General features: G+C 59.2%; 12 protein-coding genes. 2 read left to right on the forward strand and 10 right to left on the reverse strand.

Annotated features, from left to right (window positions below):
- Window positions 1-73 precede the first annotated feature (73 nt).
- The 10 genes from guaA to RBT76_01355 all read right to left on the reverse strand — a co-directional run bounded on the left by guaA (window position 74) and on the right by RBT76_01355 (window position 10903).
- Window positions 74-1597, reverse strand: coding sequence for a glutamine-hydrolyzing GMP synthase (gene guaA, locus RBT76_01310; GenBank protein MDX9856410.1), 1524 nt, complete (start codon window positions 1595-1597; stop codon window positions 74-76).
- 14 nt (window positions 1598-1611) lie between these two features.
- Window positions 1612-3225, reverse strand: coding sequence for an L-aspartate oxidase (gene nadB / locus RBT76_01315; protein ID MDX9856411.1), 1614 nt, complete (start codon window positions 3223-3225; stop codon window positions 1612-1614).
- 2 nt (window positions 3226-3227) lie between these two features.
- Complete coding sequence (lpxK, locus tag RBT76_01320) at window positions 3228-4310, reverse strand: tetraacyldisaccharide 4'-kinase (protein MDX9856412.1); 1083 nt, start codon at window positions 4308-4310, stop codon at window positions 3228-3230.
- On the reverse strand, window positions 4303-5559 hold the full coding sequence (locus tag RBT76_01325; GenBank protein ID MDX9856413.1) for a glycosyltransferase N-terminal domain-containing protein: 1257 nt from the start codon (window positions 5557-5559) through the stop codon (window positions 4303-4305). Before RBT76_01325 ends, lpxK begins: the two co-directional genes overlap by 8 nt.
- Window positions 5556-6662, reverse strand: a complete 1107-nt coding sequence (lpxB, locus tag RBT76_01330; GenBank protein MDX9856414.1) for a lipid-A-disaccharide synthase — start codon at window positions 6660-6662, stop codon at window positions 5556-5558. Before lpxB ends, RBT76_01325 begins: the two co-directional genes overlap by 4 nt.
- The gene (locus tag RBT76_01335; GenBank protein ID MDX9856415.1) at window positions 6663-7652 is read right to left on the reverse strand and encodes a Gfo/Idh/MocA family oxidoreductase; all 990 of its coding nucleotides are present in this window, start codon (window positions 7650-7652) and stop codon (window positions 6663-6665) included.
- 147 nt (window positions 7653-7799) lie between these two features.
- The gene (gene lpxA / locus RBT76_01340) at window positions 7800-8573 is read right to left on the reverse strand and encodes an acyl-ACP--UDP-N-acetylglucosamine O-acyltransferase (protein ID MDX9856416.1); all 774 of its coding nucleotides are present in this window, start codon (window positions 8571-8573) and stop codon (window positions 7800-7802) included.
- Window positions 8570-9961: a bifunctional UDP-3-O-[3-hydroxymyristoyl] N-acetylglucosamine deacetylase/3-hydroxyacyl-ACP dehydratase gene (locus tag RBT76_01345; protein ID MDX9856417.1), complete on the reverse strand. Its 1392-nt coding sequence runs from the start codon at window positions 9959-9961 to the stop codon at window positions 8570-8572. The genes lpxA and RBT76_01345 overlap by 4 nt, the downstream gene beginning before the upstream one ends.
- A gap of 92 nt (window positions 9962-10053) precedes the next feature.
- The gene (locus tag RBT76_01350) at window positions 10054-10311 is read right to left on the reverse strand and encodes a hypothetical protein (GenBank protein MDX9856418.1); all 258 of its coding nucleotides are present in this window, start codon (window positions 10309-10311) and stop codon (window positions 10054-10056) included.
- Window positions 10312-10327: 16 nt separating this feature from the next.
- Window positions 10328-10903 carry a hypothetical protein gene (locus tag RBT76_01355; GenBank protein ID MDX9856419.1) on the reverse strand — a complete coding sequence of 192 codons (576 nt, stop codon included), beginning with the start codon at window positions 10901-10903 and terminating at the stop codon, window positions 10328-10330.
- A gap of 277 nt (window positions 10904-11180) precedes the next feature.
- Here RBT76_01355 and RBT76_01360 point away from each other — a divergent pair, with 277 nt between their 5' ends.
- Both RBT76_01360 and RBT76_01365 read left to right on the forward strand, forming a co-directional pair.
- Complete coding sequence (locus tag RBT76_01360; GenBank protein MDX9856420.1) at window positions 11181-11402, forward strand: DUF5668 domain-containing protein; 222 nt, start codon at window positions 11181-11183, stop codon at window positions 11400-11402.
- Window positions 11403-11578: 176 nt separating this feature from the next.
- Window positions 11579-12193, forward strand: coding sequence for a CPBP family intramembrane glutamic endopeptidase (locus RBT76_01365; protein MDX9856421.1), 615 nt, complete (start codon window positions 11579-11581; stop codon window positions 12191-12193).
- Window positions 12194-12211: the final 18 nt, after the last annotated feature.

Here is a 12211-nt window from a genome sequence, read left to right on the forward strand (position 1 = left end):
AACTCACTGACAATCTGCGGTTTCCCTCTGTGCCCCGATTACAATCTGAGTCAGAATCCAAGGCAACCGGAACTCATTCCCACTCAATCGTCGCCGGCGGCTTCGACGAGATATCGTAGGTCACACGGTTCACACCCGTCACGTTCCGGATTATCTTATTCGAGATCTCCGCAAGAATATCGGGGTCGATCCGCGCCCAGTCGGCAGTCATGCCGTCAACCGAGGTCACGGCACGCAGCGCAACCACGTTCTCATACGTTCTCGCATCGCCCATGACTCCGACCGCCTTCACCGGCAGCAACACGGCGAATGCCTGCCAGATGTCGTCGTAGATCCCGTGCCGGCGAAGACCGTCGATGAAAATCGCATCGACCTCGCGCAATAGGTCACATCGTGCCTGCGTGACATCGCCCAGAATCCGGACGGCCAGACCGGGCCCGGGAAACGGGTGGCGACCGAGAAACTCCTGTGGCAGACCCAGCGCGCGCCCCATCACGCGCACTTCGTCTTTGAACAGCTCGCGGAGCGGCTCGACCAGCTTCAGAGTCATTCGTTCCTTCAATCCCCCCACGTTGTGATGGCTCTTGATGGTCGCGGCCGGTCCCTTGAACGAGACCGACTCGATAACGTCAGGGTACAGGGTCCCCTGCGCCAGAAATTCGATATCGCCGATCTTGTCCGCTTGTTCCTCGAAGATGTCAATGAACGTCGCTCCGATTATCTTGCGCTTTCGCTCCGGATCCTCTACCCCGGCAAGGCGCGACAGAAACACCTGAGAGGCGTCGACCGGGTGGAGATTGATTCCGAGCGTACCCAGCATCGATGAAACACTCTCGAACTCGTTCTTTCGCAGCAGCCCGTTGTTGACGAACACGGCGTGCAGTTTGTCGCCGATCGCCCGTGTCAACAACATCGCGGCCACCGAGGAATCGACCCCGCCCGATATCCCGAGCAGCACTTTCTTCTCGCCGACTCTTTCGCGTATCGCCGCGATCGTCTCGTCGATCACCGACTCGGTCGTCCAGTCACCGCGCAGACCGCATATGTCGAACAGAAAGTTGTGCAGAATCGTCCGCCCCGCTTCGGTGTGATGTACCTCGGGGTGGAACTGCAGTCCGTAAAGGCGCCGCCCGCGATCGGCGATCGCAGCAACCGGCAGATCGTCGGTCGACCCTATCACCTCGAACCCCTCGGCGAGTTCGACAACCGAGTCGCCGTGTGACATCCAGACCTGACTCTTCGGCGGCATGCCCTTGAACAATCCGTCGGATCGTAACGACACAAACCGCGAGCGTCCGTATTCCCTGCTGGCGCTGGCCTGCAGGCGGCCGCCCAACCGATCTATCATCAACTGCATGCCGTAACAAACACCCAGAATCGGCTTGTCCGTGTCGAAAAACGACCGGTCCAGACGGGGAGCGTCGGTTTCCGCCAGCGATGCCGGGCCGCCCGAGAGTATATAGCCGGCAATTCGCCGCTCGGCATACTGCGAGAGGTCGACATTGAATGGGGCGATCTCGCAGTATACATGCGCCTCGCGGATACGACGGGCGATCAACTGCGTATACTGGGATCCGAAATCGAGTATCAGAATCATGTCGTGGCTGGTAATCACGCTTCCTCCGTCGCCTCCTCAGGTAAACGGTCGATTATCGTATCTTTCAAAAAGGCATCGTCCGTTTCGGTGTTGTCTTCGAGATACTGCAGGCCGCGCGACTCCTTCCGGGAGATCGCCGACAGGATGACCAGCTGCGCCGTTTGTACCATATTCCGCAGCTCCACCAGCGCGTGCGTGGCCGGAGTGGTGTGAAAGATGTCCTCGACCTCGTACGCAATCCGCCGCACCAGTCCGAGCGCTATGCTCAGGCGTTCCTGCGTGCGAACGATGCCGACCAGATCGGACATGACTCGCTGCAGCTCCCGCTTGAAATGCGAAAACAAAATCTTCTCTTCCGGATATGAACCGAATCGCTCAGGCCTGTCGAGCTTCGGCAGTGAGTGCGGAATGTCGACCGAGGCCCGATAAGCCAGCGATCGCTGTGCGGCAAACTCGGCCATGACCACCGCTTCGAGCAGTGAGTTCGACGCCAGTCGGTTGGCGCCGTGCATGCCGGTCATGGCCACCTCGCCGGCCACCAGGAGACCGGGCAGGGCGGTCTGTCCGCTGATGTCGGAAACAACACCACCGCAGGCGTAGTGCGCGGCAGGTACGACGGGGATCGCCCGCTCCGTAATATCAAACCCGTACCGCAAACACTGACGATAAATATTCGGGAATCGCTTCTTGATGAACTCCGGATCGCGGTGGCTGACGTCAAGCAGCACGTACTCCTCGCCCGATCGCTTGAGCTCCTTGTCGATCGCCCGTGCAACGATATCACGCGGGGCCAAATCCTTGAGTTCGTGCGCGTGCTCCATAAAATACTCGCCCGATACCGAGCGAAGGCGGGCTCCCTCGCCCCGCACCGCCTCCGATATCAAAAACGGCCAGCGGCCGGGACTGTAGAGCGTGGTCGGATGAAACTGAACGAACTCGAGATTGCCGACCGGAACCCCGGCTCGGAACGCAAGCGCCACGCCGTCCCCGGTGGCGATCTTCGGATTCGACGTGTGATAGTAAATCTGGCCCATCCCCCCCGTCGCCAGCAGTGTCACCGGAGCGAGGAAGTTGGTCAGCGATTCGTTTTCCTCGCTCTGCACCGTTGCGCCGATACAACGACGACCTTCGTCGTTGTCGGCAACGATCAGGTCCATAGCCATGTGATTCCGATAGATCGTAACCCGGTCGCTCAACGCCCGACAGGCGCTCAGCAGGGCACGTTCGATCTCCCGTCCGGTAAGATCGGACGCGTGAACGACACGGTTGGCCGAGTGCCCGCCCTCTCTGCCGAGATCCAATGCGCCGTCCCGACGGGTAAACCGAACACCGTAATCCATGAGCTCGGAGATAACCGCCGGTCCCGCTCTCACCACATGCTCGACGACGTCGCGATGGCACAATCCGCAGCCCGCCACGAGGGTATCGCTCACGTGCGCTTCGAACGAGTCCGTCCCCGCAAGAACTGCGGCGATACCGCCCTGCGCCCGATTGGTGCTCGAGTCCGTCTCCTGCTTCTTGGTAACAATCGTCACGCGCGCCCGTGGATCTCCCTGCGCAACCTTGAGGGCGTAAAACAGTCCGGCGATGCCGCTGCCGATAACGAGATAATCGCAGCGTTGCTCCATAGTCAGTCCTTCGTCACCAGATTGAGGCGTTCTATGATGGTCCGCACGAATTTCTCCTCCCCGGGGTCCAAATCGATCGCCAGGTCGATATATGCCAGCTCCCGGCCGAAATCAAAATCACCCAGCTTTACAAAATCCTTGGCGGTCGTCAGTAGCAGATCGGAGTCATGCGTGTCCGCTTCGGATTTGATGCGCTCCAGCAGACGCCTGTCGTAGTGCTGGTGGTCGGCCAGCTCCAGGTAGTGATCGACATCACCCGCCAGCGCCGTCACCTGCCGCAGCAGCGATCGGAAATTGCCCACCCCGGCAAATAGAAACACGGACTTGTCGCGAAGATACTTCACGGCCAGCTGCTGGCCGCCGAGCGTGAGCTGCGTCGCGTAAAAGTTGGCGTGGTAGAATACCGCGCTCGGATGGATCTTCTCGAGTCGCTGGCGGAGTCGCTGAATGTCGCGGGCGAAATTCGCCCGCGTGATTACGACGATATCCGCACGCCGAATCGCCGGCACCGGTTCGCGCAGCACGCCGTTCGGGAATATTCGAAGCCAACGCCGCTTCACCCCCGCATCATACGTGACCAGATTGAGCGTCGGCTTCAAGGCCCAATGCTGGAAACCGTCGTCTACCACAATCACATCCACATCGCCGGACTCGGCCAGACGCCGAGCGGCCTCAAGCTTCACCGGATCCACCGAGAACAAGGCATTCGGAAGGTCGCCGGCCAGCAGCAGGACTTCGTCACCCGTCTCTTCCACCGGCCGTTTTGAAACCCGGTAGCCCGGCTCGGTGAACGAGACGACCGTGCGGCGGCCGTACGCCGACGACGCGATGCCGACCCGGAGTCCCTCGGCAAGCAACGAACGGGCGATAAATCCGGTCATGGGAGTCTTTCCCGAGCCTCCCACGGTGATATTGCCCACCGATATAACAGGGACCGGAAGTTCTTCGAGGGCCGGGGCGATGCGACGGCTGATGGCGAAGGCTAAGCGGTAAAACAGCGATGCCACCCAGAAAACAAATCCGGGCAGTACCAGCCAGGTCACCCCTTTGCGGTCAACCACGCGCCGCCAGAACCGTTCAAGCATGAACACCCGCTCCCTTCACTAACGCCGCAATATAATGCACGGCGGCGATAGTCGCACTCGCTTCCAGGTCGCTCTCCGTTTTTCGCGCGAATTCCAATTGGCCCGCCAGATACTGATCGAGAACGCGCCCCAGCTCATCGGCATCGGTGACCTGACGGCCAAAATTATGCCGAGTAATATACGCCGCGGCCTCGGTGACGTTGTCTATCGATGGTCCGTACAGTACCGGCGTACCTGCCCACACCGGTTCCAGCAGATTGTGGCCGCCCAGCTCAACCAGGGTCCCCCCGACGAAAGCGATGTCCGCCGCGGTGTACAACTCCGTCAGCACACCCATGCGATCGAGCAAAACCACCTCTTCACCGTCGCTATGCTCTTCGGAACCGTACATTCTGACCTTCATCCCCGCCGCGCTCACCGTCTGAGCCGCCTCGGCCAGCCGGTCGAGATGTCTCGGCGCCAACAGTAGCCGGATATGCGGGTGCGTGCGGCGCAGCACATCGAACATTCGTACCAGCAGCGCTTCCTCGCCCGGTCGGGTCGACCCGGCAACCAGCAGCGACTGATCGTCACCCACACCCAGTCGGTGGCGCAATTCGCGGCGACGACCTTCGGACCGCTGCATCAAAGGCGCATCAAATTTCATGTCACCGGTTATTACGGCCTTGTCCGGACTCACTCCGAAGTACGCGAATCGCTGCAGGTCGTCCTCGGATTTCAGAAAGAACCGGTCGTATCGGGACAGTAGTTCCGAGAACAATCGTCTCACGATTTTGTAGCGACCGAACGCCCGCGTTGACATCCGCCCGTTCACCAGGACGATCGGGATATGCCGCTGCGCGGCCGAGGTAATGAGGTTCGGCCAGATCTCGGTCTCTGCGATCACCAACGCCCGCGGGCGGAGTCGCGTGAACAGCGCTGTGACGTACCGGTTAACGTCAATCGGAAAATAGGAAACGGTCGCATCGGACGAAACAGCCTCGCATGCCGCCCCGTAACCTGCCGGCGTCATGACCGTCACATGTATACGTACGGACGGTTCGATTCGTCGCAAATGTCCGATGAGTATCGCGGCCATACGCGCCTCACCGACCGATGCAGCATGGATCCACAGATCAACCGGTCCGTCGGGCTGGTCCATCAGAAGCCGCCCGCGCCATACCGGATCGCCGCGCCGCGCTTTCGCACGCAGAACCGGCGATGCCAGCAGGTACGCCGCAGCGCTGACCAATCGGTATACACCGATCATAGGTAGGACCCCACTGCCGCGGCGGCCCGTTCCGATGCACCTCGTCCCCCCAGAATACCGGCCACCGTCTTCAATCGTTCGCACACTCTCTGAAAGTAAGGGGCATCGGTGCGATACCGGGCCAACTCCGACGCGATGCGATCGGGTGATGCGTCGTATTGGATCAACTCAGGCACGACCGTCTCGCCGAGCACGAGATTCACCAGCCCGATCAGCCGCAGAGTCACCAGCCGTCGCGCGATCTGGTAGGTCACGAATCCCGTCTTGTAAATGATAACCATGGGACGCCCGATGATCCCCGCCTCCAGCGTTGCAGTGCCCGACGCGGTCACCACAAGGTCGCTCTCGTACAGCACGCGACGGGAATCATCATACACGATCTCAATCGGCTCCCCGGCGAACGGCGCCATCGCCTTTTCGTAATCATACACGTTTTTCACACCCGCGACGACGGCTTTGCCGCCGAATGCGTCGAGATGACGGCGAGCCGCGCCCAGCATCGGCACGAGCATGCGCTCGATTTCCTGTCTGCGCGAGCCGGGAAGCAATGCGATCTGTCCGGCGGCCGGTGGGTCGCTCGCGATATACTGCGCCGGAATATCCTCGACAAGGTAGTGACCCACCAACTCGTTGGGTATACCGTGCGAGTCATACAATTCCTTCTCAAACGGCAGAATGAGCAGCATCCGATCGACTAGCTCCTTGATCCGGTGAATCCTCCGACCGGCCCATGCCCAGACCTGAGGCGAAATGTAATAGACGATCGGGATCCCAAGACGTTTGACGCGCGCGGCGAGCCTGAGATTGAAACCGGGATAGTCCACGAGCAGAATGCAGGCGGGACTCATGTGCTCGATCTCTGCAACGCTCCGGTTCATCAGGTGTCGAAAGAAGCGGTACCGACGCGCCACTTCCCAGAAACCGAGAACGGCCAGGTCGGCCGGCTCGGCCAGTTGCCGTTGCCCCAGAGCGGCAAGTCTCGCTCCCCCCAGCCCGAATGTCGTGAGACCGGGCCGAGAGGCCAGCAGACGCTGCAGCAGACGGGCCGATGCAATATCGCCGGAAGGATCGCCGGCCGAGAGAAACAGCAGCGGTGCGTCCATTCAGTCGTTGGCCATCATCCGTTGTATCGAGTCCAGCCCGATCCGCTGGATATCCAGTGCCACTTTCAGTGCCGCAGTTGCGTCTTCCAGCGATACGGCGACGGGACGATCGTCGATGACAGCTGTTAGAAAGGTCTCGAGTTCCGTGCCGAGCATGTCCTTGCCCGAATCGGAAACCTTCCGATAAAGCAAGTCCTGTCCCGACTTGCCCAGCGGCACCCGGAACCCGTCCCCTCCTTCCCCTTCTCGCGCGAGCTGGTACAGGTCCGCCTCCTTTTTCGCCAGGTCGAGGGAGTAGTAGCCCGATTTCTGGAATATTCTCAGCTTGCGCATCGCATGCAGCGAAATGCGCGACGCTGTCAGGTTGGCCACCGCACCGTTGGCGAAAGTCAGCCGTGCGTTCGCGATATCCGCCTGGTCAGACACAACCGCTACCGCCGACGCCTGTATATCGACGAGATCGGATTTGATCAGGTGCAAAACGAGATCGATGTCGTGGATCATGAGATCAAGTACGACGGCAACGTCTGTTCCGCGTGGATCAAACGGGGCCAAACGATGCGCTTCGATAAACGACGGCCGTATGTGTATTCCGGCAAGCGCAATCACCGCCGGATTGAAGCGCTCAATCTGACCGACCGTTACCTTTACTCCCTTGCGCACCGCAAGATGATGTAATGCTGAGGCTTCGTCGAGATCAGGGGTGATCGGTTTTTCTATGAGACAGTGGATGCCGTGCTCGATCAGGAAACTGCCCACGGAAAAATGGGCGGTCGTTGGCACCACGACCGAAACCGCATCGACGGCGCCGACCATGTCCTCAAGGCGCTTGTACGCGACCACATGATACTCGTCGGCGTAACGATCAGCCTTGTCTCTGTCGGTGTCGAACAGCCCCACCAACTGCGATTCAGGGAGTTGACTCAGCCATCGCAAATGATGACGGCCAAGCGCCCCGACTCCCACCACTGCCGTCCGCAAACGGGACATCTATCGGCCTCGCCTGTTAGCTGATTCAGGATCCTGTTGCGACGAAGGTAACATCAGAGGCAATAGGTGCAAAGCAGAATCCGAATGTTGCCGTTGGAGAGCGTATGCCGGCCCGGCGGGTCGCCGGACCGGCCGCCAAATCGCATACTACTTGACGATTCCGCGGTTGGAACGATCGATAAAGTCGAGAATCGTCTGCACCTCGGGCAGAATCTCCAACTCGCTTTTGATTCGCTCCACCGCCTGACTCGTATTCAGGTTGGAAAAAAACAGGATCTTGAACGTTTTTTCGAGCGTCGCAATGGTCTCTTTCGGAAAGCCCCGACGCCGCAAACCGATCGAGTTGATGCCAACCGTCTTCAGCGGATAACCCCCGACCAACGCATACGGGCACACGTCCTGCTGAACCCGAAACCCTCCGCCAATCATGCAGTGCGCACCGATCTTCACGAACTGGTGCACCGGCAGTACGCCGCCCAGAATCGCGTAGTCATCAATCTCGATGTGTCCCGCCAGGTTGACCGAGTTGGCCATAATCACGTTGTTGCCGATGATGCAGTCGTGTGCGACGTGCGCATACGCCATCACGAAGCAGTTCTTCCCTATCGACGTCTCTCCGTGGGCGGCGGTCCCACGATTAATCGTGACGAACTCCCGAATGGCGGTGTCGTCGCCGATTATCGCGCGGGTCACCTCCCCGCCGAATTTCAGATCCTGCGGCCTGGTGCCGATCACCGCGGAGTGCGACACCTGCACGCGCTCGCCCAGGCGGGCGCCCGATGCGAGCAGCACGGACGACGCAATTCGGCACCCCCGGCCGACGACTACGTCATCTTCAACAATACTGTGCGGCCCGATAACCACGTCGTCCGCAATTTCGGCTTTCTTCGATACAATCGCCGAGGGGTGTATATCGCTCATCGATCCACCACCATTGCCATAAAGTCCGCTCCCGCAACTTCCGTCCCGTCTACGAACGCCCGTCCGGACATCTTGCAGGCGTTGCGGCGAAAGGCGTGCATTTCCAGTTCGAAGCGAAGCTGGTCGCCCGGCACCACCGGCCTGCGAAACTTGGCGTTGTCGATGGACATGAAATACACCAGTTTGGTTTCAGGATGTTCAATCGCATTCAGCAGCAGAACGCCCCCGGCCTGCGCCATCGCTTCCAATATCAAAACGCCCGGCATCACGGGCTGGCCGGGAAAATGCCCCTGGAAAAACGGCTCATTGATCGTGACGTTCTTGAGTGCGCTGACGCGCTTGCCGGGTTCGAGGTCGAGCACTCGATCGACCAGAAGAAACGGATACCGATGCGGCATGATTCGCTCGATTGCATTGATATCAAGCAAAACCTTGCTCGAACCCGAGCCGAACTTGGACGCGATCTGCTTCTTCTTGTACAGGTCGCGCATTTTCCGGGCAAGCGCCACGTTTGCCTTGTGACCCGACCGCGCCGCCAGTACATGACCTTTAAACGGCACGCCGATCAGAAACAGGTCGCCTAACAGGTCGAGTGTCTTGTGACGGACCGGCTCATTGTAAAACCGCAATGGAATGTCATTGATAATGCCTGTTTCGCCGACGAATGCCTCTTCCTTCAGGTCCAGTGCCTTCCGGATCCGATCGACTTCGACCTGTCCCCGGTCCGAATCATAAATCACCACCGCATTCTGTAATCCACCGCCTTTGATCAGTCCGGCCTCGCGAAGCATTTCGACTTCCGACAAGAAGCAAAACGTGCGGGCGGGCGCGAACTCCTCCACAAACTCCTTTTCGAGATCCACGAGCGTGGTGTACTGGGTACCGAGCGCGGGACTCTGATAGTCGATGAGAAAGGTGATGCGAAGGTCGTCCGACGGCGCCACCACCAAATCGACCCCACGGTCCTTCTCGCTGTACGACATCGGCGTGTCGATCTCGAGATAGAACTTGTCGACGTCCTGATTCTCGATTCCCGCGTCCAACAGACGATCGACGTACGGCTTGGCAGAACCGTCTCCGATCGGCGGTTCGTTGTTGTCCAGCTCGACTATCATGTTGTCGATCTGCAGCCCGGCGAACGCCGCAAGAACATGCTCTACCGTATGGACCCGCGCCTCTCCATCCTGGAGAGTGGTCCCGCGCGAAATGTCGACAACATGATCGATATCGGCGATTACCGACGGCTGCCCGGGAAGGTCCGCACGGACAAAGCGAATGCCATGATCGGGGGGAGCCGGTTTAAACGTCATGGTGCACGGGTTTCCGGTGTGTAATCCCACCCCTGAGAGCGATATTTCGTGCCTGATCGTGCGTTGTTTTTGGAACATAAGCCCTTATTGCTGATAATGTTCACCGAGTATACGCCAAAGGGATACGCGGTTCAAGCCCTTTTTTCAACCCCGGACAGACCCCACCATCGTCAGATATCCTTTAACGTCTTGACCTTACGCAGTCGCCGAAACAGCTCCACGTATTCGCTGACCATGATCTGCTCGGCCCGCGATAGCCCTTCCAACATCGGAATTCCAATCCTGAGCACGGCCCGCACCATATCGGCAGTCGTGCGGTCGTACTTGGCGGCAAGCTGCCTGATCCGCTCCTTGAGTTCATACGAAACAAACACGTTCAGGCAGTGTTCCCCCCGAACTTTCTCGACAGTGGTGGTTTCTTCGGACATGGTTGCCTCCTTCAATCTATGAGTGATATTTCAGATGACCAATCAAGGTCTGCGGTGATACAATCTTGATACCGTACCTCTCGTGAATAACCTCAATCGTCCGTCCCCACGTGGACTTCGGATCGCGGGACCGAATAAGGACATCGATCTCGGCGCGTTCCGGTGAGTCGCACAGCGGACAGGCGGCCCGTTCCGATACTCTGTGCGACCGTACACCGTATTGACGCTGTACGAATGCGGCCAGGCGGCGACGGAGCTTGCGAACCGCCCGCAGGTGCAACCCCTCCAATCGATAGATCGCTTTGCCGGTTTCCTCCGCCTGCTCGCGAAAACCCTCCCCCATGAAATAGAGCCGCTCGATCAAATCACGCTCATCCGGCGCGAGATGACGCAGCGCCACACTCACGGCGTCGGCAACCTCCCTGGCCCGTCGCTCAGCCCATTCGGCGGACGCAGGTATATCACCGGGCGGCGAATCGCCGCGCCGTAACTGCTCCGCCGACCGCGGAAGCTCAGCCAGTACAGGCGCTGCGTCCGGATCGCGGCCCAAATCAACTATCCAGTTCCGGCAAATCACTCGCTCTTGGGACATCATTTACCTCACACTGCTTTCCTTGCGTCAGTTCTCTTTTTCACGCCGGATGATAGCCGCGCCGCCCGCCTTTGTCGATTACGGGGGAATCACGTTCGCTGCCGGCGCCACGCCCGAGTGATGATCATGTGAATCACAACTGAAAGCTGCCGACAAAAGAAATAACACCGCCAGAACTCCCTTACTGCGGCGGCTGTTTTTTCGTATACTGAGGGGACACTCGCTGACGGCGTTGCCGGAAAGTTCCGGTGACTGATTTTGACAATACGAGGCAACGGTGACAACACACGAGAAGAAGAACAGGAAGCGCCCCATTGTCAGTGGGATCATCCTGATCGGGCTTGGACTATTGATGCTGCTGGCGATGCACAATGTGCTCAGTATGGAGCAGGGCTGGCCGCTCATTATTATCGTCGTCGGCCTGGCCATTGTCGCCGCGGCCTTCACCCGCGACAAAAAAGCATCGCCCCCCGATACCCCCCCCTCTCGCCAGATGTAAGCGAGGTCCTTCTGGAACCCTATTCCTACCAGCGTATCCCGGTCTACGATAATTCGAATGCCGGACTCGAATCGTCCCCGTTTGGCCGGTTCAAGGAGGAGTCCGGCAACACTGATTTCCGCGTCTCCGCGTTCACTTGGCTCTTCCTGCTCGTAGTGGCAGTAGGTTACCCGGCGATGGCATTCCTGGGCCCCGATCCCCAGGAGTTTCTCAGAGAACTGAATGAAGGAACGCGCATTTTTCTCTTGGTCACCACCATCGTCTTACAGTGGGCCATTTTCTGCCTCAACTATCTGGCGGCGTTTCTGGAAAACACCGGCCTTCGGGGGGTCGGCCTCCGACGAATTCGGCTCCTCGACTTCGCCTGGGGAGCTTCGTTCTTCCTGGCCGCCCTGCTGATCCTGAGTGGCTTGGCGTGGGTGATGGCACGTGTCGGGCTGGAGTTGCCCGGAGAAACGGCGCTGCTGATTCCCACCGACCCGGTCGGACGCGTCATCTGGGTACTGGTATCATTCACAGCCGGTTTCTGCGAGGAGATCGCATTCCGCGGATATCTGCTCACCAGGATCAGACTGCTGTTGAAGTCTCAGTCCTGGCTGGTGCCCACCGCCATATCCTCGATTCTCTTCGGCCTCTGCCACTCCTATCAGGGCATCGCCGGAATGCTGCTGATTACCGTGTACGGCGTCATGTTTGCGTTGCTGTACATCCGCACGGGCACACTCTGGCCGTGCATCATTGCTCACTTTTTTCAAGACGTCATGTACGCGTTTGTACCGCTCGACGTCTGAGCCGTTGGTGCCATGAAA

It is taken from the genome of Candidatus Zixiibacteriota bacterium, from assembly GCA_034003725.1.
Lineage (GTDB): Bacteria > Zixibacteria > MSB-5A5 > GN15 > FEB-12 > WJMS01.